The sequence below is a fragment of the Sulfurospirillum sp. SCADC genome (assembly GCF_000743525.1).
Classification (GTDB): domain Bacteria; phylum Campylobacterota; class Campylobacteria; order Campylobacterales; family Sulfurospirillaceae; genus Sulfurospirillum.
On sequence record NZ_JQGK01000004.1, the window covers coordinates 71,951 to 95,203 of the forward strand.

Here is a 23,253-nt window from a genome sequence, read left to right on the forward strand (position 1 = left end):
AGAAGTCTAAAGATGCTTTAGGCGTGAGTATTTTTCTCTGCGATCATGTCATCAAGGGTTTTAAAGAGCACTTTACTCTCTTTTTCCACCTCTTTAAAGGCGTGCACAATCTGCTCTTTCTCATCCAAAAGATTCGAAGAGGTGGAATGAATCAGTTTTGCCACTTCAAGCACATGGTTGTGGAAATTTTGGTGTGGTGTATAGAGTGCCTTGAAGCTTTGCGTATCGCCAAAAATCTTCGCCCCATCGTGGTGATACCACTCACCCAAGCTACAGGTCTCATGGTTTTGGAACGATGCGTCTTTGTCATTGACATACACGGCACTGTACGCGTTGGATTTAAAGATCGCGTGGTTCATCTTAGCAAGCGTGATAAAAATCGTCTGCTGAATGGTGTTGATGTTCGTAGCAGTTGTGTTGGAATGCTCGATGAGGCTATTAAACGTAAGGCTTAGGGTATCCAGCGTTTTAGTAGAGGCATCGGCATTTTCTTTCATCGCGTCGGCATTGGTTTCAAGCCCTGCGGTCTCTTGCTGCAGCATCTTAATCGATATGGCGATCTCTGCAGTTGCTTTTTGGGTTGTTTCAGCGAGCTTTCGTACTTCATCAGCGACTACGGCAAACCCACGTCCATGTTCGCCTGCACGTGCTGCTTCGATCGCAGCATTGAGTGCGAGCAGGTTGGTTTTATCGGCGATGTCATTGATCATATCGACCACATTGCTGATGTCGCGCGTTCGCTGTGCCAAAACGCCGATACTCTGCTCATTTTGGTTGACAAACTCGACCAAGGAGGTGATTTTGCTGATGGTGTCGCGTAGATTTTGGTAGCTTCCTTTGGTCTCATCCGCGTAAATTTCACCATCGTGCGCAATGTCCTTGAGACGCTCCACAATGAGGGTCAGATTGGACTGAACAGTTGAGAAGTCATTCGAGCCACTGCTGATTTGCGCGAGCTCCGCATTGAGCGTGTTTCGTGCGATAAATTCGTGCGTTTGCTGCATCGCATGCACCGATTGGTTCACCATATTGGTCTGCTCTTTAAACTCGCCGTGCATCCCTTTTTGCAAGATTTTACGGCTAAAATCCTCTTTGGACGCTGCTAAAATGGTCGATTTTATCTCTTTGGTGACGAGCTCAAAATTGTCCAAAAGGGAGTTCATATTGGAGCAGAGCAGTTTAAGCTCTCCACCATCTTGAACATTTACAATGCGTCCGTGTAGATTACCGTGTTCGCTCTCTTTGACAATGTTTGCAAGTGCATGAATCGTTTTTTGCACCTTTCGGATGTTGATAAACATAAACCAGCCCAGTGCAAAATTGCTAAGGTTGAGGATTTGGATCCAGTGCAGGCCATTAAAGGTGACTTCCAAGCAAAAGGCAATAAAAAAAATAACCAGTGAAATGAGGTTGGCATCTTGGATTTTTGCAAGAGACGATCTATTCATACGAGAGGATGAAGGCATCATAGCTGACCTTTAATTGAGATAGCGTATTTTTTAAAATAGCATTGGACGCGGATATACCGCCTTGCTTTTCAGCGTTGAGCATTTTTTGATACAGTGGTTCAATGACTTCAATACCTTTGGTACTTGGAGAGCGACGAACAGAGTGATAACCAATAAGCTGGTTCGTTTTCGTGTCAATGATAGGCGTTATATAGGCATGAACCCAGTAGTAACAATTGTTCTTCGTGCGGTTTTTAACATAGGCAAAAATTTCATTGCCTGCTTGAACACGCTCCCATAAAAGTTTAAAAATAGCTTTAGGCATGTCCGGGTGGCGTAAAATATTATGAGGAGCACCCAAAAGTTCGTGCTCTTTAAAGCCAGATATTTCGATAAAAAGATCATTTGCGTAGGTTATTCTGCCTTTGAGATCTGTTTTAGAGACGATAAAAATGTTTTCGTTAAAACGAAGCTCATCGCCTTTTTGAGTAATGGACATGGTGGATACTCCTTCTAAAATTGTAAATATTTAGTATAACACAATAAATCGTTTCTACGTCACAACTTCATATGCAATAAACATTCCTAATCACGATCATTACTTTTGGTAGCGTAATTAAATAGCGTTCTTTCAGAACTCTTGACATATTTTTAAAGCAAAGCTTTAAAAACTACGTTAACACTGCATTCTCTTCGGCAGAGTGCCCACGCACCTTAGGTGCTTTTATTTGTCTGTTTTAAAGGTAAAGATAGCGCCTTGGCTTTGGGCGGTTTGATTGAGGATGACATTGGCTTGCCAGATCATATTGCCAACCACGCAGGTAGGCAGCATTCCCTCTCCCTCATAGACGCCTTGGGCGGTTTGGTTTAGCTTGATCGTATGCAGTCCCATGTTCATATTGGTCGCAAACAGTTTGATCTCAAGGGAGGGCAGATCAACTTTAGAGGTGACCTTAAACTGCAGAGGCTTCATCAGCGGAATCTCTTTGGGCGTTATCTCTAAAGAGAGCGAGGAGCCATCTTTCAGTGTCACGTCACAAGCGCTTACATGTAAATCACACGCGTCACTGGCGTGCACAAAATGGGTATCGCCCACCCACCATTGGTAAACATCGTGCGAGTCAATCAACACATACGCTCCAACACCCACAACAGCAATAATTTCGATGATCAGCCACTTCAAAAATCGAGACGAGAACATAAAGTCTCCTTCTAAAAAAAAGTGTGTGGAGTTTAACATCACTTGGGTAAATTTTGAGTAAAGTGGATGCGACAGCTCCTTTAAAGTTGACGCTCGCTAGAATTGGAACACTTCATCCAACGAGGATAGCAATTTAATGGCGCATATTACGGTTGATGGCACGGTATTAGAGGTTAAAGAGAGTGCTTTGTTAATTGAAGAGCTTCTCGTTCACAAGATCAATATTCCCCATTTTTGCTACCACCCAGCCCTTGGAAAAGATGGCAATTGTCGTATGTGTATGGTCGAAATCGAAGGCCAAAAACGCCCGCAAATCGCCTGTGATACGCCCATAAAAGAGGGTATGATCGTTCGTACCAAAGGTGCCAACATCGACCGCGTGAAGCGCTCCATCTTAGAGCTTGAACTGATCAATCACCCCATCGACTGTCCCATCTGCGATCAAGCAGGCGAGTGTTCGCTTCAAAATTATTATATGGACGTAGGACTCTATGAGAGTCGTTTGAGCACACCTAAAACCAGAGGCGAAAAGCATGTGGATTTGGGCTCGAATGTCGTGCTTGATCAAGAGCGCTGTGTACTCTGTACACGTTGTGTGCGCTTTACCAAAAACATTACCAAGACCAATGAACTAGGTGTTCTCTCGCGCGCCGATCACTCGGTCATTAGCACATTTCCCGGTTCCAAACTTTCCAATCCCTATGCGATGAATGTGGTCGATCTCTGCCCTGTGGGCGCACTGACCAGCCAAGATTTTCGGTTTCAAAAAAGGGTCTGGTTTTTAAACACCAAAGAGGCGATCTGCGATCATTGTGGCAGAGGCTGTTCCATTTTTGTTGATCACCACAAAGAGAAGTACAAAAATGAGGTGATTTATCGCTACCGTCCACGACTCAACGACCAAATCAATGGCTATTTTATCTGCGATGCAGGAAGGCTGAGTTACTCCAAAGAGAATGAAAACCAAACGTTTCATGCCCTGATTCGTGGCAAAATGAGCGAATACGCATACGCTGAGGGAAAACTCCAGCGTCTTTTAAAGCGCCACTTGGGTACAACACTGTTTCTGCTCTCTTCCAACCTCTCTTTGGAAGAAATGGTGCGGGTGCAAAAGCTCTCAAAACTCTATGAAATCACACTCAATGCCTACGAGCCTGAACGATTTGATGAAACATTTGGCGATGATTTTTTAAAATGCAATGATCGCTCCGCCAATGCCAGAGCACTACCACTTTTAGACATTGAGACGAGCAAAGAGGGGTTGGAAACAGCCCTTGAAAAAGCAGAACTGGTCGTGCTTATCGGACGCAGTGATGCAAAAATCATTAAAGCGATGGGCTATACGCGCAATACCGTGATTCTCTGTTCCAGCTGTGAGGTTACATGTAAAGAGGTGGAACTCGTCCTTCCCATCGCTTCACACACCAGACGCGAGGGCAGTTTCATCAATGTGGATGGCTACATTCAGTACAGCCCCTGTGCTATCCAAAGCGAGCATGGACACAAAACACTGCTAACGCTTTTGGCCTCTATTTTAGGCGATACGATCTTTACATGTAAAGAGGTTTGGGAGGCTGAACTCTTCTTTTATGAGGTGCTTAAAGGAATCACGTTTGAGTCTTTGAAAACAACACCAAAGATCGCCCTATGAGTACGCTTAGCGTCTTTGTGGTCATCCTCAACGTCATTTTAGCACTGCTTTTTTCGCTTGGTTTAGCGCCGATTTTGGTCTGGGTGGAACGTCGTGTGGCAGGACTCATCCAAGATCGTTTAGGTCCCAATCGCTGTCATATTAAGGGTATTCGTTTGGGTGGGCTGGTTCAATCCTTAGCCGATATGCTTAAACTGGTATTCAAAGAGGATTTTCAAGCCAAAGCTATTCAAGAGAATTTTTGCTTCTCATTAGCCCCTGTCATCGTCTTTGTCTCTGCTTTTTTGAGTTTTATGGTCATACCCTTTGCCGATGATCTGATCATCAACGGTGAGCGTTTCATCATGCAAGGTTTGCCGACGGATCTGGGCATTCTTTGGTTTTTAGCGTTAGCGGGATTGAGCGTTTATGGCATCATGCTTGGAGGTTGGGCGAGTCGAAGCAAATACTCCCTTTTGGGTGCGATGCGAGCAGGTGCGCAAGTCATCAGCTACGAAGCGGCGATGGGACTTTCCGTAGTTTCACTGCTCATTACCTATGGCTCGATTCATCTAGGCGACATTGTGGCGTATCAAGGTGAGCTTCTGTTTGGGTTTATTCCAGCGTGGGGCATTATCGTTCAGCCGATTGCGGCGATTATTTTTATCGTCACCGCGTTTGCCGAAGCCAATCGTACGCCGTTTGATTTAGCCGAAGGCGAGAGCGAAATCGTCGGCGGTTACCACACCGAATACAGCGCAATGCGTTTTGGACTCTTTTTCGTAGGCGAATACGTCGCAATGAGCGCATCTAGTGCGTTGATTGTAACCCTCTTTTTGGGCGGTTATCATCTGCCCTACCTCAATACCCAAACGCTTCAAACCACGATGCCTTACGTGTTAGGCTTCATCATTTTAACCCTTCCTTTAGGCAGTTTTTATGCGATGCGTTGGATCAAAAAACATAACCGTTGGTATCTCAAAAGTGACGTGCGAAACACCGAGAGTGCGGTGCTTCAAAAAGGGTTGATTGGTCTGAATATTCTGGTTATCGCAGGGCTTGGAGCACTGCTTTATCTTGGGCTGACACCAACCTCTACGAATGTTGCAACAGCGGTCATTCAGGTCTTAACCTTTGCAGCCAAATTATTTTTGATGAATTTCGTGTTTGTTTGGGTGCGCTGGACACTGCCTCGTTTTCGTTACGATCAGTTGCAAACCCTCGGGTGGAAAGTGCTGATGCCTTTGGCGATTGCCAACATCGTCATTAGCGCGATTATCATCGTGGTAAAGGGGCTGTAGATGGGCATCAAGGTCGTTAAACGCCATGGCAATACCCTCAAAGAGAAGCTCTATTTGCCTGCCATTTTTGGCGGTATGAAGACCACGCTTTCGCATTTCATCACCAATCTAAGCGATAAGCCGCATATCTCCACGATTCTTTATCCCGAAGAGCAACCGCACGACATCAGCGAACGTTACCGAGGCGTACACCGTCTGACCAAACGCGACGATGAGAGTGTGCGCTGTGTGGCGTGTTTTATGTGCGCAACGGCGTGCCCTGCGGAGTGTATTTTTATCGAAGCCGAAGAGCGAACGGATGGGGTCGATGAGAAGATGCCCAAACGTTTTGATATTGACCTTTTAGAGTGCGTCTTTTGCGGCGCATGTGTGGAAGCGTGTCCGTGTGACGCGATTCGCATGGACAGTGGCATTTTTAGTTTTATCGGTAAAAAACGCGAAGATTTTGTGCTCACCAAAGAGCAACTTTTAGCCAATAAGGAGAAAAAGCAATGATGGATATTCTCTTTTTACTGCTGGGCTCCTTTGCGATTTTAGGCGCTATTGGCATGGTTGGTTTTCATCAGCCTGTTCACAGTGCGCTCAGCCTTATTTTAACGATTCTGGCACTTGCAGGACTGTTTGCTCTTTTAAGTGCGTCGTTTTTGTTTATGGTGCAAATCATCATCTATGCAGGCGCTATTTTAACGCTTTTCATTTTTATCATCATGTTTTTAAACGTCAAAGAGGCGAATTTGCCCAAAGAGCCCACTAAAAACATCACGCTCTTTTTAGGCTCTTTGGCACTGTTACCGTTCAACTTTTTGATTTTGCGCGCGTTTTACCAAATGCCTTTACATGTAAACAGTGTTGAGAGTGATTTTGGGAAGATAAAACCCCTTGGCATGGAGCTTTTCACGCAGTGGCTCTTGCCGTTTGAACTCATCTCTATTTTACTCCTCGTCGCACTCATCGGTGCGGTTGTTTTGGGTCGAAAGGACGAAGCATGATCGCCAATACCCTTTTTGGCTACATCGTCGTTGCCATGGTACTGTTTTCCATCGGTCTTTTAGGCGTCATCAGCCGTAAAAATATCTTTGTCATTTACATGTCGATTGAGCTGATGCTCAACGCGGTTAACCTGATCTTTGTCGCTCTTGGCACCTACCATAACGATATGGGCGGGCACGTGATGGCAATGCTGGTCATCGCGATTGCTGCAGCCGAAGCTGGGGTGTTTTTATCGCTGATTATCGTGCTTTACCGTCGTAAAAAATCACTTGATTCGGACATGTTTCGAACCCTCTCTCAAAAGGAGGCTGTATGAGCGCTCTTCTGGCAGGAATTGTCCTAGCGCCTCTGCTTTCAGCCGTGTTGATCGGGCTTTTGTACATGCTCAGCATCACCCAAATGCCTCTTTCCAAAAGATGGTTTACGCTGCCTGCATTGTTTGCACCCTTCCTCAGTTTTTGCTTTGGTGTCATTGCCTTTTTAGAGGTTGCCAACAGTGGAACAGCGTTGCATTTTGAGCCCTATTTATGGCTTAGTGTGGGCGAATATAAAATCTATATGGGCTTTTTGGGCGATAAACTCTCTTTATTTATGGTGCTTTTTATTACCTTTGTAGGATGGCTGATCCATCTTTACGCGACTGCGTATATGAGCAATGACAAAGGGTATGGCAAATTTTTCTTCTACTTCAACCTCTTTTTAAGTTCGATGCTTCTGCTTGTTCTTGCCGATGGCCCTTTGATTATGTTTATTGGTTGGGAAGGGGTAGGGCTTTGTTCGTATTTGCTCATTAGCTTTTATTTCCAAGATAACTCCAACGTTGTTGCAGGCAATAAAGCCTTTATCGTCAACCGCATGGGCGATCTTGGCTTTTTGGTGGGATTGGCGATTCTCTTTTTTTACTGTGGAAATGCAGGGTTTAGTTATACCACTATTGCGCACCACGTCGCTTCCATGCCTTCTTCCTTGCTGCAAATCGTAGGCATCGCGCTCTTTATCGGTGCGATGGGAAAATCGGCTCAGATTCCCCTCTACGTCTGGTTGCCTGACGCCATGGCAGGGCCAACGCCTGTTTCAGCGCTCATTCATGCTGCAACGATGGTCACCGCAGGTGTTTACATGGTCGCGCGCTTTGCTTTCTTGTATGAGCTGATTCCTAGTGTCGGTCTTTTCATCGCATACATTGGCGCGTTTAGTGCGCTTTTTGCTGCGGTGATTGCGACCAAGCAGAGCGATATTAAAAAGATTTTAGCCTACTCAACGATGTCGCAACTGGGTTACATGTTTATCGCTGTGGGGTTGGGTGCGTACAGCAGTGCGCTGTTTCATGTCTTTACCCACGCCTTTTTTAAAGCGCTTCTGTTTATGGGAGCAGGTGCGGTGATTATCGCGTTGGACCATGAACAAAATATCTTTAAAATGGGCAAAATGCGCAGTGTTACGCCTGTGGTGTACCTCACGATGCTGATGGCAACCTTGGCGATCAGCGGTATTCCTCCGTTTGCAGGATTTTTCAGTAAAGATGAGATTTTGCTTGTCGCGTTTGCAAGTGGCGAATACGTCATTTGGGGCATTGCGCTATGTAGTGCTGTTTTGACCGCCTACTATATGTTCCGACTCTTTTTTGTCGTTTTTGAGGGTAAAAATGCTTTACATGTAAACCATCCGCACGATGTCTCTTGGGTGATGAAAGCGCCTCTTGTTGTGTTGGCTTTGGATTCCCTTTTGGCAGGATTTATGGGCTTACCATCCTTGTTAGGCGGAAGCCATCTGATCGGTTCGTGGCTTGGGGAATGGGGTATGAGAGTGATAAGCGTAAACCATGAAACCGAGTGGTTTTTACTCGGTCTCAATGTCACTGTTTCGCTTTTAGGTATTGGCATCGCGTATCAAAAATTCTATGCGTATGATCTCTCACGCCACAAAGAGGCCAAAGGCATTGTCTACAACAAGTTTTACGTGGACGAGATTTACGACGTTTTATTTGTCCGTTCCATTCGAAAACTCAGCGAATTTATTGCGGTGAGTTTGGATGTCAACATCGTTGATCGCGCCATTATGGGGCTGAGTCATGGGTTTATCAAACTAGGGCATGTGGTCGCACTCGTGCAAAATGCCAATGTCCGCTTTTACGCGCTCATTATGATGCTGGGCATCAGCGTGGCGTCATGCTATTTGATTTGGGCAGTGGAGTAACATGAGTATCGGCATCCTTTCAATCATCATTTTTCTACCCATGGTCGTGGCACTCGTCCTCATGGTAGCCCCTCTTTCTTCGCGCATCACGCGCAATGCCGCGTTTGGCGTCTCACTCACCATTTTCGCGTTAGCACTTTACATCTACACCCATTTTGAGCTCACAGGGACGATTCAATTTAAAGAGTTTTACCCTTGGATTAAGAGTTATGGCATCTCGTACAGCCTTGGCATTGATGGTTTTTCGCTGATTATTTTGATGCTGATCGCCACGCTGATCCCCAGCGCATATCTACTTTTATGGAACAATGCGCGCTCTAAAAGCTACTGGATTAGCATGCTTTTTATCCAATCAGGCATCAGTGGTACGCTCTTTTCGCTTGATCTCTTTTTGTTCTATTTCTTTTGGGAAGCGATGTTGTTGCCAGTCTTTATGATCATCGGTCTGTTTGGCTCGGGAAATCGCGTCTTTTCAACGCTGAAAATCACGATTTACACCATTATGGGCTCGCTCTTTATGTTCGTGAGCATTCTCTATTTGGGCGTGGCGCACTACTATGAGTTTGGGGTTTGGAGTTTTGCACTTTCCGATTTGGTCAACATCAGCACGATTGCGCGTGAGCAAAAAATCTTTCTCTTTTTTGGGTTTATGCTCGCTTTTGCGATCAAGATTCCTCTGTTTCCTTTTCACTCATGGTTGCTTCAAACGTACTCTAACTCGCCTACAGGTGGCGTTTTCTTGCTCTCATCCATCATGGCAAAACTCGGTGTGTACGCCTTGGTTCGTTTTATGATGCCTCTTTTCCCAGACCTCTTTGTCGAGTTCTCGATCTATTTTGTCGCACTTGGCATTTTTGGGTTGGTCTATTTTGGCATCGCTGCGATTTGTCAGATGAACATCAAAAAAATGTTTGCCTATTCGTCCGCTTCGCATCTAGGATTTATCACCGCCGGCGTTTTTGCGCTCAATGTGCAAGGCATGATGGGAAGTGCGTTTTTGATCGTCGCGCACGCTATTGCGACAGGGGGACTTTTCTTATTGGTCGGTGTGATGGAGCGACACTTAGGCATTCGCTCACTTGCAGGACTTGGAGGCATTGCGATCAAAGCGCCGTGGTTTACGCTCTTTTTTGCCATCATGCTTTTTTGTACCGTGGGCATTCCAGGAACAAATGGGTTTGTGGCGGAGCTTTTGATCGTTTTGGGCATTTTTCATTACAATCCTTACCTTGGTGTGCTCTCCGCCCTCACCGTTTTAGTCGCGGCAAGTTACATGTTTTGGGTTTTTCAAAAAGCGGTTTTGGTTAAAAGTGACAACGATGTCTCGAACATGAAAGACTTAACATTTTATGAGATTTTAGGTTTGCTTCCTTTAGCCACACTCATCATCGCTATGGGTGTTTACCCCGACCTTTTCTTGTATAAAATCGAGCCAACCTTGCAGCACTATCTCATCGATATTTTACATGTAGGAGTGAAGTGATGCTTTGGACACACCTCAGTTATCTTTTACCGCTCATCATTGTTGTGAGTGGAGCGGTTCTTTTGATGCTTCTCTCCCCCGTTGAGCGTTTTTCAATGGAGCGTTTTTCACTCTTTACCTTTGTCATTTTGCTTTTGGCTTTGGGGGCAGATCTCTATTATTTTGGCATACTGTTTACCGCCTTTCCGATGGAAGAACTCTTTTCCAAGATGCTCATTGTGGATAGTTACTCGGTCTATTTTGACGCACTCATTCTCTGTGGTGCGTTGGTAACGTCTCTCATTGGGACACACTATTTTCAAATCAAACGCCATTTTAAAAAAGAGTTTTTCTCGCTCTTTTTGTTTTCTGTTTTTGGCATGATGCTTTTGGTGCACGCGAATGAGCTTTTAACGGCATTTATCGCCCTTGAGATCGCATCGCTTTCTTTGTATGTGATGATCGGCTTTCAAAAAATCCACGACAAACGCGTCGAAGCCAGCTACCAATATTTAGTGCTTGGCTCCATCTCAGGCGCATTTTTTCTCTTGGGTTCTGCGCTGATTTACGCAGGACTTGGCACAACTATTTTAGGTGACCTTGGAAAAGCACTCGATGGATTAATGGGCAAAGATGTTTCGCTGATTATCATCGGTGCAACGTTTATTTTGGTCACATTTTTGTTTAAAATCTCTGCGTTTCCGTTTCAAAACTGGACGATTGACGTCTATGACGGCTCACCTCTGCCTGTAACAGCGTTTATGGCAGCAACGTTCAAAGTGGCGATTTTTGGCTTTGTTCTTCGTTTGATGCTGATCGATCTCGACCCGATTCGCGACATTTGGGACACGCTTTTTGTCGTCGTTATTTTAGCAACACTGCTTTATGGAACATTTTTGGCGATCATCCAAGAGAGTTTGAAGCGTATGCTTGCAGCCTCGAGCATCGTTCACACAGGCTATCTGCTCATCGCGTTTGTCTCTATCGGTTACGCAGGGGAGAGCGCTTCATCGTCCATCATTTTCTATCTTATCGCGTATTTTCTCTCCGCGATGGGTGCGTTTGGACTGATCTCCTACATCGCCGCCGATGAGCATGTGCGCGTTACGTATGAGGACTTTCGTGGCTTTGCACATGTGCATCCCTATATGGCAGCGATGCTCAGTGTTTTTATGCTCTCCCTTGCTGGCATCCCCAGTACCATCGGATTTGTCGGTAAATTCTACATCTTCACAGGCGCCATCGAAGCAGGCTACACCTTTCTCGCCGTATGCGGCATCATCGCCACATTTATCTCCATCTATTACTACTTCAAACTCATCGCACTGATGTACTTTTACCCAGCGTGTGAGAAAGAAGGAGCCATGATCCCCACACTGAGCGGCATTACGCCCATTACGATTGGTGTGATTGCAGTTGCTGTTATTTGGGGAGGTATTGGCAATACTTTCATCGCTTATTTCCCAGGGGTGGATTTCTTGATCGATACGGCGAGACTTTCGTATATGTCGTTGTTTATCAAATAGTTTTTACATGTAAAGGCTATTTTTGCCAAAAATTTTAATAAAATATGAATCTTTAATTTATGGAATGATTTTGGCTCTTGTCTAATATTATTTCATTTTGAAATATTTATAGGAAAATTTAGTAATTACTAGGTATTCTTTCAAAAATCAGTAAGGTTATACATGAGTGAAGAGTTAATCCAAAGAGGGCTAGATAAAAAAAACCCAACTTCAAAAATTGGTAAATGGAATTATTATTGCATTGGTGCAACAACGCTCAAAGCCCTTAGAACCGCTGATATTATTCGTAATGTTGATTATGGTTCATTAGAATTAAAAAAAGTAGATGGAATTATTATTAACAACAAAGATGTAATTGCAATTGTCGAATTTAAACAACCTAAAGAGTTTAAAACAAGTAAACAAAAAGATAAAGCAATTACTCAAGAAATAGAAGTTGCAAAGATTTTAGGTTCAAAAATTATCATTGCAACAGATACAATTGATACGGTTTGGGTTAATGCTTTAACAGGTCAAAAAATTTGTAATGAAAATGGCAACCCAATAACAACAGCGTTTAGTCCTTCAGATGAAAATATAGCCTCTCTTATAGAAAAAATAAACTATTCAATCAACGAAAAAAACAATAATATACTCCCAAAACAGCTAGTAAATCCAACAGATCTAGCAACTTCTATATGGCAAGATGTTTGGAGTGTAAGTGGTGCAACTCCTGAAAATTGTCTCTATACTTTCGTGGAACTATTTATTTTTAAATATTTAAGTGATTTAGGTATTTTACGAGACATTGATAGTTTTGATTTTGTATATAGCTTGCAAGGAAAAAGAACAGATGATGAAATACTTCAATATTATGCAGATAATATTAGAAAAAAAATAAAAGAACTTTTTCCATACAATACACTTGATAACACTACTATTATCAATGGCACTATTTTTGTAAGTAAAGACCAAAAATCTGTGTCAGGATATAGTACCGTTTTCTTAAAAGTTCTCAAAAAATTTGCTGACTATGGAAGGTTAGAGCATATTGACTACGACTTTAAAAGTCAACTTTTTGAAAGTTTTTTAAAAGAGAGTATTAGCAAAAAAAATTGGGGTCAATTTTTTACCCCTATGAAAGTCATCCGTGCTATTAACGAAATGGTCAAAGATGAAGTTAAAGAGGGTGCAGTTATTTGTGACCCAGCATGTGGTGTGGGCAAGTTTTTATTAGAACCAGTCAAAAGTAGATTATCTCAATTTTACAAAGTCGAAGGGGAGAAAGTTATCCCCAAAATCACTATAAGAGGATTTGATAAAGGATTTGATAAAGACGAACAGAAAACAATTATATTAGCTAAAGCAAATATGCTTATTTATTTTAGTGAAATCATTAAAGATTATCCCAATCATACGGTTGAATTTGGAAAGATTTTCAATGAAACGTTTACCCTTAAAACAAATTCAATATTAGGTACTTTAAGAGATCCTATAGAAAATGAGTATGATTTAATTCTTACTAATCCACCATATGTCACAAGTGGAAGTAGCAATCTAAAAGATGAAATCACTAAAGATCTTGAATTAAAAAAATACTATAAAATCAATGCCATAGGTGTTGAGGGTCTTTTTATGGAGTGGATTATTAGGGCTTTAAAACCAAATGGAAAAGCCTTTATTGTTGTGCCAGATGGTATTTTTAATCGTCAAAATGACAAAAATCTAAGAGAATTCATTAAGCAAGAGTGCTTTATTGATGGGATTATTTCATTACCGCTCAATACATTTTTTACGACCAATAAGAAAACATATATCTTATGTTTGACCAAAAAAAATAAAAAATCAGATATTCAATGTGACCCCGTATTTACCTATCTTGTGAGTGAAATAGGAGAAAGTAGAGATATTTATAGATTTAATATAGAACAAAACGATCTTGGTGAAGCAACAAAACTCTATAATTTCTTTAAAGGCAATAAGTCTAATTTTGCAGAATTTAACAAAGATCCACGATGTAAGATATTTTCAATAGATAAATTTATACCTGATACTCATTGGTCAGTGGATAGATGGTGGAGTAAAGAAGAAAAGATAGCGTTAGGTATTGAAGAAGAAGATAAAGCAGTAAGCATGCTTGATTTTGCTTCGATTGTACAAGATATGTCCGAAACTTTAGGTGGATTTAGTGCAATAATTAAAGAAACAAGCCAAAAAAAAAACAAGATAATCCAATCTCAGACAATTAGTTTATCAGATGATAAATATTTTGATCTGTTCATTGGAAAAAGAGTAACAAAAACCCAATTAAGAGAAATAGTGGGAGATATTCCTATATACAGCGCAAATGTCTTTGCTCCAATAGGATTCCATCATACTTCAAATATAAACAATTTTGATACTGACACAGTTTTGTGGGGCATTGATGGTAACTTTGAATTCAATACCATTAAGAAGAACCAGTCATTTGTTACAACTGACCATTGTGGTGCAATAAAAATATTAAATGAATGTATATTGTCTGAATTTCTTATGATAAAACTTGAAGAATGTAAACATATTTATGGATTTGATAGAGGGCTTAGGTCATCATTAAAAAATATGAAAAATATAAAATTACACATTCCTATTTTGGCTAATGGCGATTTTGATGTTGAAACCCAGAAAAATATTGTAGAAAAATATAATATCATTAATGATCTAAAAATAAAAGTAGCTGAATATAAACAAATTATCAGAGCTTTGAAAGTAAAAATTGATGATGAATCAGAGAATTTTAGTGAAGTTAGAATAGGTGATATTTTTGAAATAAAAAAAGGCTTATCAAAATACACAAAAACCTATGGTAAGGAGCATATAGGTATTTATCCAGTCTATTCAGCTTCAAATATTGCACCGTTGACATATATTAATAGCTATGATTATGATGGGGAATATCTCACTTGGGCAACAAATGGTTTTGCTGGATATATAAAAGTTTTAGATGGTAAGTTTTCAGCAAATGGCGATAGAGGAGTACTGATTCCAAAAGTATTAAAAATTGACTTAAACTATATCAAATTTACATTGGAACCGAAACTTAGAATTCTTGCAAAAGGGCGCAAAGGCGACAAAGGTGAAGATGAATTTACAAAAGTTTATCCATCAATGGTAGAGCAATGTATGATCAAAATACCAACTTTATTAAATGGTGATTTTGACATTGAAACACAAAAGATGCTAGCTCATAAATATATGACTATCGAGCAACTTAAAGTTTCCATGGAAGAAGAACTTACAAAAATTGAAAAATTAATGGTTACATTCTAAATAAATTGAAAATGCAAGTAGTTCCAAATAGCCTTTACATGTAAAGCTATTGAATCAATGTCTCAAACTCTTCGCGAAACTTTTGAATGTAACTCTGCGCGATGAACGCAACAGAAGGTGCGAAAACACAGATGGTTTTGCCATTGAGCATATCGCAGGCATCAAGGATGATTTTAAAATCTTCCTGTGTGCCTTTACCGGCTAAGATTTTGGTTAAAATGTGATCGACCCAGCCGGTGCCTTCGCGACACGGTGTGCATTGACCGCAGGATTCGTGGTGGTAGAATTCAAAGAGGTTTTTCATCACTTCGGGAATACTCACCTCTTCATCCATCACAATCATACCGCCGGTTCCCAAAGAGGAACCATGTGCTTTGAGACTTTCGTAATCCAGCGTTATATCTTCGATCTCATCAGCTCTGAGTATCTGCACCGATGAGCCTCCGGGAATGATGGCTTTGAGTTTTTTACCATTTTTAATGCCACCGCATAGCGTGTAGATCACCTCTTTCATGCTCGTTCCATACGGCAGCTCATAGACACCGGGTCGTTCTACCTGACCGCTGATGCCAAAAAGCATCGTGCCAGGTGATTCTGCTGAGCCATAAGCGCGGTACGCTTCGTAGCCTTCGTTGATGATGTACGGCACACTGGCGATGGTTTCGACATTGTTAACGACCGTTGGATTACCAAAAAACCACTCAGGTTCTTTTCCTTTGGGTTTGAGTCTTGGATGTCCGCGTTTGCCTTCCAATGATTCTAAAAGGGCGGTTTTTTCACCACAAATGTACGCCCCAGCTCCTTTATGAACCGTTACATGTAAAGCGTAATCGTGCCCTAAAATGTTCTCGCCCAAAATGCCAGCAGCATAGGCTTCATCGATGGCATTTTGTAAGCGGTTGATCCAAAAAACATACTCGCCACGAACGTAAATATAGGCATGATGCGCACCGATGGCGTAAGAAGAATCGATGATGCCTTCAATGAGCAGATGCGGATCAAACTCTAAAATCTGACGGTCTTTAAAGGTTCCCGGTTCGCCCTCATCGGCGTTAATGACCAAGTAAATAGGTTTGTCACTGTTCTTGGGAATGAGCCGCCACTTCTCGCCCGTTGCCGCACCTCCGCCACCTTTGCCACGCAGTCCGCTTTTTTCAACTTCCGCGGTAACCGCATCAGGGCTCATCGTAAAAAGTTTCTCTAAAGAGGCATAACGACCATAGTTTCGCGCGACTTCGAGGGTATGCGCATTGGGAATCTCAAAATTTTTACTGACCAGTTTCACCATCATTTTGAAAGTTCCTCCAAAAGCGCATCGAGTTTTTCAAGTGTGAGATTTTCGATGTAATCATCGTTGAGTCGCATACAAGGACTTGTCCCACATGAGCCTAAACACTCGACCAACGAGAGGGTGAATTTGCCATTTTTCGTGGTTTCTCCTGCTTTGATGCCAAGGCGATTTTGCAGATGCTCTTGCAAGGTTTTAGCCCCAGCTAGCATACAGGAGAGTGTTTTGCACAGCTGAATATGATGTGTTCCAATGGGCTGAAGCAAAAACATCGAGTAAAACGAAGCGACTGAGTAGACATCCATCGCCGAACATCCCAATTTTTTCGCCACAAATTGCATTGCATCAAGGCTAATCCACCCCTCTTGGTACTGAACCATCCATAACGAAGGGAGCATCAAGGAGCTTTTATCGGGGTAGCGCTCTAACAGGGCACTAAATTTTTCCTCATTGTCTTGATTGAATAAAAAGGTGCTCATCGATCCAACTCCCCTGCTATGATATTAAGACTCCCCAAGGTTAGAACCGCGTCGGCGATCATGCTGCCTTCAATGATGCGTGGGTATGCCGCCATCGCGTAAAAACACGGAGGTCTGACTTTGACTTTGTAGGGTGTGCCACTGCCATCGCTGACGATGAAAAAGCCGAGCTCCCCATTGCCGCCCTCAATCGCTCGGTAGTACTCAGAAGCAGGCACTTTCACCCCCTCGTAGATGAGTTTAAACTGATTCATTAAGCCTTCGATGTTGCTATACACCTCTTTTTTAGGCGGCAAAGAGATCGCATGATCTTGCACGCAAATCGCACCTTCGGGTAAGCGTTGCATCGCTTGATGGATGATGCGTGTACTCTGCTTGATCTCTTCAAAACGCACCATCATACGATCGTACACATCGCCCACACTGCCTAAAGCGATGTCAAAATCAAAGGTTTCGTAGTGGTAATAAGGTGCCGTGACACGAAGATCGTAAGGTACGCCACAGGCTCTAAGATTGGGCCCGCTCAGTCCTCGGTTGATCGCGTCTTCTTTGGAAATAATGCCTACATTTTGGGTACGGTCATGAAAAATACGGTTGTGTTCGATCAGTTTGAGCGTATCGCTGACCCCTTGTTGGATCTCTTTAAGACACACCTTGAGATCATGTTCAAAGCCATCGTACAGATCGTAACTCATCCCACCAATGCGCATGTACGAGTTGGTCAGGCGTGCTCCGGTAAGTTTAGAGAGAAGGTCATACACTTTCTCGCGTGGGTTGTAAAGGTACCAGTAATTGGTCAGGGCTCCCATATCCACCAAAATCGCCGCCAAACAGACAAGGTGGTCGATGATGCGTGAAAGCTCACCGATGATAACACGAATAAACTTCGCGCGCTCAGGCAGATCAACACCTAAAATGCCCTCAACGGCGTGGGCGTAAGCGATGTTGTTTAAAATCGCCGAGCAGTAATTCAGCCGATCAGTATAGGGAATAATCTGATTGTACGTATGGTTTTCGCACGACTTCTCAAAGCCACGGTGCAAGTAGCCGATCTCACTGACCGCGGAGGTGATATTTTCGCCATCAAGTGCCACAAAGGTGCGAATCGTCCCGTGGCTTGCAGGGTGTGCTGGGCCAAGGTTTAAAAACATCAGATCTTCGTGTGAAGTGTAGCCTTTGGATTTAAGGCGCGGTGTCATCTCATCCATCAGCGTGTCACTTTGGTGGCATAGTTGCCCCTGCGTAATCGGATAGTCTTTGCGCAATGGATGTCCCACAAACTCTTTGTGATTTAAAATGCGTTTGAGGTTGGGGTGATTTTTAAAGTGAATGCCGTACTGATCCCAAATCTCTCGCTCCGCCCAATTCGCACTTTTAAACAGTGGTGTCACGCTTTGCGTTGCAAGGGAGCTGTCGATGTAAGTTTTGATCGTGATAAGGTTTTGAAAATTCTGATCGCGCAAAAGATAGACAACGGCAAAGCGCTCGGGTTGCGTTTTTACATGTAAATAATCAATCGCGGTGATGTCGACCAAAAAGGTGTAATTATCCTCTTCCAAGAGTGTCTGAAAGGCTTTGAAAATAAGTGCTTTATCTAAAACAAACGCGCCATACGCATCCACGCTGTAAGAGGTTTTGAACTGTTCTTTAAAGGATTTAGACATCGAGCACCCCTTTAAAAATACGTTTAGCACGATCCTCTAAAAGGCTTTGTGAGGCTTGAATCTTTTGAACCTCCAAAAGAGCGTCCAAAAAGGCTTCAGGACGCGGAGGGCAACCTGCGACATACACATCCACAGGGATGATGCTGTCGATGCCTTGAAGCGTGGTGTAGTTGTCGTAAAAACCACCGCTACACGCACACGCTCCTGCGCTAATGACCCATTTGGGTTCGCTCATTTGATCGTAAATCTTTTTTAAAATCGGCGCTTGCTTGTAACTCACGGTTCCTGCGATGATGAGCAGATCGGCTTGGCGAGGGGAGAAGCGCACGACTTCGGCACCAAAACGGGAGATGTCGTATTTGCTACTGGCCACGCTCATAAATTCGATTGCACAACAGGCGGTTCCAAAAACATACGGCCACATGGAGGATTCTCTTGCCCATGAAATGGCGCTGTCCAGTTTGGTGGTAATGAGGCTTTCGCCAAAAATTGCTTCTGCGCCTACTGCCATGAGAGTGCCTTGATACGGTAGATGTAAATGAGACCTAGCAGAAGCAGTCCGATGAAGGTAAACATCTCAAAAAGCCCAAAAAGGGAGAGTTCTCGCACATTGACAGCCCAAGGAAACATAAAGACGATCTCGACATCAAAAAGCACAAATAAAATCGCCACCAGATAAAACTTGGCGCTAAAGCGACTTTCACTGTTTCCGATGGGAGAACTAATCCCGCTTTCGTACACACTGTTTTTGGCTTTAGTGCCACCGCTGGAAGGACCAAGTTTGCGACTGAGTAAAAAAAGTGTGGGAAGAAGGATGACCAGTAGAGCGACGATTGAAGAAGCTAACATAAGTTCGAGTGACATGGGCACATCTTTCGTTGAAGTTCGATGGATTGATAATAACCAAAGATTTTTAAAATGTACGTAAAAAAAGAAAATCAATTCGGATTCGTCAAAAGAGGAGCTCTTAAGTGATTTTTTTATAGAATAGCCCCAAAAATTGTAGTAGACTCACGTGCTGTTTCTAGCAGTGAACGTCTATGTAAAGAGGGGTTGTATGCGCTATCTGGTCTTCTTGTCTCTGTGTGCTCTTGCCTTATATGCGGCAACGGCTGAGGATATTTATAAAATCTACAAAACGAAAGGTATCAACGCTGTTGAGGATTTCCTCAAAAAAGAGTTTGAATCCAAAGAGGTCAAAGCTCCGATTAAAGAGGTTAAAAAAGAGAAAGAAGAGATTCTTGAACCTGCGGTGAAACTGGGGCAAAATAGGTTTGTAAAACCAAAAGCACCGAGCGAAAAAGAGAGTGTATCCCGTGATTATTGGCTCAAACACCTTAAAGGACTTGATGTCAGTTATGGTTACTATGAAGATGTCGAGTCGCTTGTTGTCTGCGAAAAAGAGAAAAAACGGTGTGAAGTCTACCACATTGAAACCGATGGTTTGAAACTGGTGCGTGGGCATGACGATGTGATTATGGGGAAAAGTGGCGACAAACTCAAGCGAGGCGATCTTAAAACGCCTGTAGGGGTTTATGAAATCACCAGACGCTTTAAGCCGACGGATCAGTTCTATGGACCATTGGCATTTGTGCTCTCCTATCCCAATCTTTTTGACACGTTACGCAATAAAAGCGGCGATGGTATCTGGATTCACGGTATGCCCATTGATGGGAAAGATCGCGATGATCGTACCAAAGGGTGTGTTGCCTTTGAGAACAACCAACTCTTAACGCTCGATACCGAAATTAACGCGCAAAGTGCTGTTGTAATTATTGGCGAATCCAAAGTTCCTAAAATGACACGTGAGCAAATTGCGACGATTTTAAGTGAAGTGTATAAATGGCAACGTGCTTGGAAAGTCAATGACATCAATGCCTATTTGAACTATTATTCCAATGATTTTAAGCGCGCGGATGGTTCAGGCAAAGTCGCATTTTCCAATACAAAAAAACAGATTTTCTCACGTAAAGAGAAAAAAACAATTTTGTTTGAGAATATGAGCATTGTGCCTTATCCGACCATTGATAATCGCAAACTCTTTAAAATATCATTTTACCAAACGTACAAGAGTCCTTCTTTCTCCTCAAAAGGCGAGAAAGAGCTTTACATAGAGCTTATCGGTGATAAAATGCAGGTCTTAGCAGAGAAATAAGGATAGACGATGAATCCAAACGAAATAGAGATTGATACGGAGCTTGCAAAACTTATTGAAGCCAGAGATGCGTTTATGGATTATATAGATGCAAATGTTCCAAAAGATGGCAAAGGGATCGCGTTTGATTTTTCAAGCGCCCCAATGCTCGATGCAAAAACGGTATACGAACATTTTTATAAACTCGATTATCAAGCCCGAAAAATAAGGGGTTTTGTAATCCGCAATCTTGGGGTGGAAGCGTAAAATAATGGCATTTATTACAATTCATAAAGCACACTTTTTTCATAATCTTGATCTTTTGTGTGCCAAAGCTGGGGGCAAAACAAAGCTCATGGCGGTTTTAAAAGACAACGCGTATGGGCATGATCTGAGGACAATGGCAGAACTAGCCTCTGAGTACGGGCTGCTGCGCGCTGCGGTTAAAAATATCGAAGAAGCAGAATCCATTGCCGATCTGTTTGAAGAGGTTTTGGTGTTAGTTGACCATCCTACATGTAAAACACTCTCGCCTTCCATCTCGCTTGCCACACACTCGTATGAAGCGCTTCAAGCACTGCCCAAAGGTGCTTCGATTCATCTCAGTCTTGATTCGGGGATGCACCGTAATGGCATTAAAGAAGAGCACATTGAAGAAGCGATGGCACTGATACATGCAAAAGAATTGCGCTTAAAAGGGGTCTTTACTCATTTTAGAAGTGCGGATGAGCTGAACAGCGAACTCTTTTGGCAACGTGCCAATTTTGAGCGCGCGAAATTCAAAATCAAAGCGATAGCCCAAGCGTATGGAATGCCCGCTATCGCTTTTCACTCGTGCAATTCCGCCGCCCTCTTGCGTGTTAGCTCCATTGGGAGTGATGATTATGCCCGTTCAGGCATCGCGATGTATGGCTACACGACGCTTCCTTCCTCTATCGCTTCATTCGATCTGAAACCTGTTCTTGCCCTTTGGGCAGAAAAGCTAAGTTCTCGTATCTTGAAAAAAGGGGAACGTGTTGGATACGGTGGGGTTTATGAAGCCCAAGAGGACGAACTGATCTCAACCTATGACATTGGCTATGGGGATGGATTTTTTCGTTTTGATGGCTTTCGTCCTGTTCCAATGGCAGATGGCAGTCTTACCAAGGGGCGCATGTCTATGGACAGTTTTTGCCTCGGTGGCGATGCTCAAAAGGTGTGCATGTTTGAGGATGCCAACCCTTTGGCGCAGCAGTTTCATACGATCAGTTATGAGATCATTACAAAGCTCTATCCTGCACTAAGGCGTGTTGTTATTTAACGGAGGCTACATACCTTTTAGTTCTCATAAAACGTGTTTTATGAAGCTTTAGGGGGTGTTGAAGATACCGTTACGTAAATGGTGTAACACCCATAATTTAACTCTCGGTGGTTTGGAGTTTCACTTCGATGGCATTTCCCTCTTTGGCAGAGGCTGCAACAAGGGCACTCTCCGCTCTGGCTTTGAAGCTACCGATGGTGTCTTTGGGTGAAATCGAAGTGATGCCATAACTGCAACTGATTTTGCCGACTCTGGCGAATTTGGTCTCATCTAAAATCGCTTGAAGTTTTTTAGCCACGTGTTGCCCTGCACGAAAATCTACATCGGGCAAAAGCAGAGAGAACTGGTCATTGCTCCACTTTCCAAAAATATCCACTTCACGTGTATTTTTAATGACTAACTGTATAAAATCTTTTTTAAGGGTTGTCACCACTTCGGCTGGAAAGACCTTGGTAAGGTTTTTGAGCATCGTAATGTCGATGAGAACCAGTGTTAATTGGGTATGGTAGCGTTTATGGCGTTTGTACTCTTGATCGATGTGTTCTTGCAGTTTTATAAAGTTCATGATATTGAGTACCTTATCAAACTGTCCCGTCGTATCGCTGGAGTATTGCGAATTGAGGTTTTGCAAGAGCTCTTTTTTCGCGGCTATAGAGAGCGTAAATGTCAGCATCTGTGCGCATTTTTCGATCATATCTGTCTGTTCTTCCAAAAATTTTGCATCGTTGGTTGCTAGCACAAGATTGCCCAAAATGGTTTCACTGCGAGGCTCTTTTAATGCAAAGCTCAAAAGCGTGACCGGTTTATTTTCTGCCTTAACGCTCTCTTTGGATCTCATTCGTTTTTCCAAAAAGCAGTTAATGGCAAACGTCTCAACAGCACTTCTGGAAGGGTTCGTGCGAAACGGTAAAATCTCTTTGGAGCGAAACGTGGCTTTGATAAACTCATTTTCATTGTAGAGGCTCAGGCTCTCTTTGCTGTAGATAAAAAGTAAGCTTGATTCAAGATGCAGACTCTCTTCAAGCATTTCAAGTGCTTTCATCACATTGATTTTGGTCGAGAGCGAGGAGAAGAGAATGTCAGAGATCCGTTGTAATTCTGCATATTGATTGGGAGGTATGGGCGCATTTTTATCCATACGCTGTTTGAAAAAAAGCGGTGTTAGGGTAAGCGTAAAGAGAAGCCCTGCAGTTAAGAGTTTAATAAATATAAGCGTGTGCGGTGTTTTGAGTAAAATTTCATCCATCAACGAAGAGCCGTAAAGCGATACATTGGTATACGCGTCAAGAAACCAATAAAGTAACGTTATAAGCGAAGCAAGGATCAAAGAGTGTTGTTTGCTCATA

The 23,253-nt window shown here is 42.9% G+C and carries 21 protein-coding genes; 12 read left to right on the plus strand and 9 right to left on the minus strand.

What is annotated here, in order from left to right; genetic code table 11:
• Window positions 1–17: 17 nt before the first annotated feature.
• The 3 genes from JU57_RS03630 to JU57_RS03640 all read right to left on the minus strand — a co-directional run bounded on the left by JU57_RS03630 (window position 18) and on the right by JU57_RS03640 (window position 2,649).
• Window positions 18–1,466: a methyl-accepting chemotaxis protein gene (locus JU57_RS03630; protein ID WP_294875680.1), complete on the minus strand. Its 1,449-nt coding sequence runs from the start codon at window positions 1,464–1,466 to the stop codon at window positions 18–20.
• A complete protein-coding gene (locus JU57_RS03635; protein ID WP_051906562.1) occupies window positions 1,441–1,947 on the minus strand; it encodes a PAS domain-containing protein in 507 nt (168 codons plus the stop codon). The genes JU57_RS03630 and JU57_RS03635 overlap by 26 nt, the downstream gene beginning before the upstream one ends.
• Before the next feature lie 225 nt (window positions 1,948–2,172).
• Window positions 2,173–2,649, minus strand: a complete 477-nt coding sequence (locus tag JU57_RS03640; RefSeq protein WP_037957087.1) for a hypothetical protein — start codon at window positions 2,647–2,649, stop codon at window positions 2,173–2,175.
• A gap of 136 nt (window positions 2,650–2,785) precedes the next feature.
• Between JU57_RS03640 and JU57_RS03645 the strand changes: the two genes are divergently transcribed.
• The 9 genes from JU57_RS03645 (at window position 2,786) to JU57_RS13660 (ending at window position 15,042) form a co-directional block, all read left to right on the plus strand.
• Window positions 2,786–4,300: a 2Fe-2S iron-sulfur cluster-binding protein gene (locus JU57_RS03645; RefSeq protein ID WP_037957090.1), complete on the plus strand. Its 1,515-nt coding sequence runs from the start codon at window positions 2,786–2,788 to the stop codon at window positions 4,298–4,300.
• Window positions 4,297–5,580 carry a complex I subunit 1 family protein gene (locus JU57_RS03650; RefSeq protein WP_037957093.1) on the plus strand — a complete coding sequence of 428 codons (1,284 nt, stop codon included), beginning with the start codon at window positions 4,297–4,299 and terminating at the stop codon, window positions 5,578–5,580. Before JU57_RS03645 ends, JU57_RS03650 begins: the two co-directional genes overlap by 4 nt.
• Window positions 5,581–6,075: an NADH-quinone oxidoreductase subunit I gene (locus JU57_RS03655; protein ID WP_037957096.1), complete on the plus strand. Its 495-nt coding sequence runs from the start codon at window positions 5,581–5,583 to the stop codon at window positions 6,073–6,075.
• The gene (locus JU57_RS03660) at window positions 6,072–6,569 is read left to right on the plus strand and encodes an NADH-quinone oxidoreductase subunit J (protein WP_037957098.1); all 498 of its coding nucleotides are present in this window, start codon (window positions 6,072–6,074) and stop codon (window positions 6,567–6,569) included. Before JU57_RS03655 ends, JU57_RS03660 begins: the two co-directional genes overlap by 4 nt.
• Window positions 6,566–6,886: an NADH-quinone oxidoreductase subunit NuoK gene (gene nuoK / locus JU57_RS03665; protein ID WP_037957101.1), complete on the plus strand. Its 321-nt coding sequence runs from the start codon at window positions 6,566–6,568 to the stop codon at window positions 6,884–6,886. Before JU57_RS03660 ends, nuoK begins: the two co-directional genes overlap by 4 nt.
• The gene (gene nuoL / locus JU57_RS03670; protein WP_037957105.1) at window positions 6,883–8,766 is read left to right on the plus strand and encodes an NADH-quinone oxidoreductase subunit L; all 1,884 of its coding nucleotides are present in this window, start codon (window positions 6,883–6,885) and stop codon (window positions 8,764–8,766) included. Before nuoK ends, nuoL begins: the two co-directional genes overlap by 4 nt.
• Before the next feature lies 1 nt (window position 8,767).
• Window positions 8,768–10,249, plus strand: coding sequence for an NADH-quinone oxidoreductase subunit M (locus JU57_RS03675; RefSeq protein ID WP_037957108.1), 1,482 nt, complete (start codon window positions 8,768–8,770; stop codon window positions 10,247–10,249).
• Window positions 10,249–11,754, plus strand: coding sequence for an NADH-quinone oxidoreductase subunit N (locus JU57_RS03680; RefSeq protein ID WP_037957111.1), 1,506 nt, complete (start codon window positions 10,249–10,251; stop codon window positions 11,752–11,754). The genes JU57_RS03675 and JU57_RS03680 overlap by 1 nt, the downstream gene beginning before the upstream one ends.
• A gap of 162 nt (window positions 11,755–11,916) precedes the next feature.
• Window positions 11,917–15,042: an N-6 DNA methylase gene (locus JU57_RS13660; protein WP_051906564.1), complete on the plus strand. Its 3,126-nt coding sequence runs from the start codon at window positions 11,917–11,919 to the stop codon at window positions 15,040–15,042.
• Between the two features lie 46 nt (window positions 15,043–15,088).
• Here the strand turns inward: JU57_RS13660 and nuoF are convergent, their stop codons facing one another.
• Genes nuoF through JU57_RS03710 form a run of 5 tightly spaced genes read right to left on the minus strand, consistent with a single transcriptional unit; the run spans window position 15,089 to window position 19,337 of the window.
• Entirely contained in the window at window positions 15,089–16,333 is a 1,245-nt protein-coding gene (nuoF, locus tag JU57_RS03690) for an NADH-quinone oxidoreductase subunit NuoF (RefSeq protein ID WP_037957113.1), read from the minus strand.
• Entirely contained in the window at window positions 16,330–16,809 is a 480-nt protein-coding gene (gene nuoE / locus JU57_RS03695) for an NADH-quinone oxidoreductase subunit NuoE (protein ID WP_037957115.1), read from the minus strand. The genes nuoF and nuoE overlap by 4 nt, the downstream gene beginning before the upstream one ends.
• Window positions 16,806–18,473, minus strand: a complete 1,668-nt coding sequence (gene nuoD, locus JU57_RS03700; protein WP_037957117.1) for an NADH dehydrogenase (quinone) subunit D — start codon at window positions 18,471–18,473, stop codon at window positions 16,806–16,808. Before nuoD ends, nuoE begins: the two co-directional genes overlap by 4 nt.
• The gene (locus JU57_RS03705) at window positions 18,466–18,984 is read right to left on the minus strand and encodes an NADH-quinone oxidoreductase subunit B (RefSeq protein ID WP_037957120.1); all 519 of its coding nucleotides are present in this window, start codon (window positions 18,982–18,984) and stop codon (window positions 18,466–18,468) included. Before JU57_RS03705 ends, nuoD begins: the two co-directional genes overlap by 8 nt.
• Complete coding sequence (locus JU57_RS03710) at window positions 18,975–19,337, minus strand: NADH-quinone oxidoreductase subunit A (protein WP_037957122.1); 363 nt, start codon at window positions 19,335–19,337, stop codon at window positions 18,975–18,977. The genes JU57_RS03705 and JU57_RS03710 overlap by 10 nt, the downstream gene beginning before the upstream one ends.
• 193 nt (window positions 19,338–19,530) lie before the next feature.
• On the opposite strand from JU57_RS03710, the gene JU57_RS03715 reads away from it, so the two are divergent.
• The 3 genes from JU57_RS03715 to JU57_RS03725 are packed head-to-tail and all read left to right on the plus strand — an operon-like array spanning window position 19,531 to window position 21,907.
• The gene (locus JU57_RS03715) at window positions 19,531–20,628 is read left to right on the plus strand and encodes a L,D-transpeptidase family protein (RefSeq protein WP_037957124.1); all 1,098 of its coding nucleotides are present in this window, start codon (window positions 19,531–19,533) and stop codon (window positions 20,626–20,628) included.
• Between the two features lie 9 nt (window positions 20,629–20,637).
• Window positions 20,638–20,874, plus strand: a complete 237-nt coding sequence (locus JU57_RS03720) for a hypothetical protein (protein WP_037957126.1) — start codon at window positions 20,638–20,640, stop codon at window positions 20,872–20,874.
• A gap of 4 nt (window positions 20,875–20,878) precedes the next feature.
• A complete protein-coding gene (locus tag JU57_RS03725; protein WP_037957128.1) occupies window positions 20,879–21,907 on the plus strand; it encodes an alanine racemase in 1,029 nt (342 codons plus the stop codon).
• Window positions 21,908–22,004: 97 nt separating this feature from the next.
• Here the strand turns inward: JU57_RS03725 and JU57_RS03730 are convergent, their stop codons facing one another.
• The gene (locus JU57_RS03730) at window positions 22,005–23,252 is read right to left on the minus strand and encodes a diguanylate cyclase (RefSeq protein ID WP_037957130.1); all 1,248 of its coding nucleotides are present in this window, start codon (window positions 23,250–23,252) and stop codon (window positions 22,005–22,007) included.
• Window position 23,253: the final 1 nt, after the last annotated feature.

Bases quoted from the DNA above. Each gene is read 5' to 3' on its own strand.
- JU57_RS03710 (WP_037957122.1), bottom strand. From the start codon at position 19,337: ATGTCACTCGAACTTATGTTAGCTTCTTCAATCGTCGCTCTACTGGTC.
- nuoL (WP_037957105.1), top strand. From the start codon at position 6,883: ATGAGCGCTCTTCTGGCAGGAATTGTCCTAGCGCCTCTGCTTTCAGCC.
- JU57_RS03705 (WP_037957120.1), bottom strand. From the start codon at position 18,984: ATGGCAGTAGGCGCAGAAGCAATTTTTGGCGAAAGCCTCATTACCACC.
- JU57_RS03655 (WP_037957096.1), top strand. From the start codon at position 5,581: ATGGGCATCAAGGTCGTTAAACGCCATGGCAATACCCTCAAAGAGAAG.
- nuoK (WP_037957101.1), top strand. From the start codon at position 6,566: ATGATCGCCAATACCCTTTTTGGCTACATCGTCGTTGCCATGGTACTG.
- nuoF (WP_037957113.1), bottom strand. From the start codon at position 16,333: ATGATGGTGAAACTGGTCAGTAAAAATTTTGAGATTCCCAATGCGCAT.
- JU57_RS03730 (WP_037957130.1), bottom strand. From the start codon at position 23,252: ATGAGCAAACAACACTCTTTGATCCTTGCTTCGCTTATAACGTTACTT.
- JU57_RS03720 (WP_037957126.1), top strand. From the start codon at position 20,638: ATGAATCCAAACGAAATAGAGATTGATACGGAGCTTGCAAAACTTATT.
- JU57_RS03725 (WP_037957128.1), top strand. From the start codon at position 20,879: ATGGCATTTATTACAATTCATAAAGCACACTTTTTTCATAATCTTGAT.
- JU57_RS03650 (WP_037957093.1), top strand. From the start codon at position 4,297: ATGAGTACGCTTAGCGTCTTTGTGGTCATCCTCAACGTCATTTTAGCA.
- JU57_RS03630 (WP_294875680.1), bottom strand. From the start codon at position 1,466: ATGCCTTCATCCTCTCGTATGAATAGATCGTCTCTTGCAAAAATCCAA.
- nuoD (WP_037957117.1), bottom strand. From the start codon at position 18,473: ATGTCTAAATCCTTTAAAGAACAGTTCAAAACCTCTTACAGCGTGGAT.
- JU57_RS03635 (WP_051906562.1), bottom strand. From the start codon at position 1,947: ATGTCCATTACTCAAAAAGGCGATGAGCTTCGTTTTAACGAAAACATT.
- JU57_RS13660 (WP_051906564.1), top strand. From the start codon at position 11,917: ATGAGTGAAGAGTTAATCCAAAGAGGGCTAGATAAAAAAAACCCAACT.
- JU57_RS03645 (WP_037957090.1), top strand. From the start codon at position 2,786: ATGGCGCATATTACGGTTGATGGCACGGTATTAGAGGTTAAAGAGAGT.
- JU57_RS03715 (WP_037957124.1), top strand. From the start codon at position 19,531: ATGCGCTATCTGGTCTTCTTGTCTCTGTGTGCTCTTGCCTTATATGCG.
- JU57_RS03640 (WP_037957087.1), bottom strand. From the start codon at position 2,649: ATGTTCTCGTCTCGATTTTTGAAGTGGCTGATCATCGAAATTATTGCT.
- JU57_RS03680 (WP_037957111.1), top strand. From the start codon at position 10,249: ATGCTTTGGACACACCTCAGTTATCTTTTACCGCTCATCATTGTTGTG.
- nuoE (WP_037957115.1), bottom strand. From the start codon at position 16,809: ATGAGCACCTTTTTATTCAATCAAGACAATGAGGAAAAATTTAGTGCC.
- JU57_RS03660 (WP_037957098.1), top strand. From the start codon at position 6,072: ATGATGGATATTCTCTTTTTACTGCTGGGCTCCTTTGCGATTTTAGGC.
- JU57_RS03675 (WP_037957108.1), top strand. From the start codon at position 8,768: ATGAGTATCGGCATCCTTTCAATCATCATTTTTCTACCCATGGTCGTG.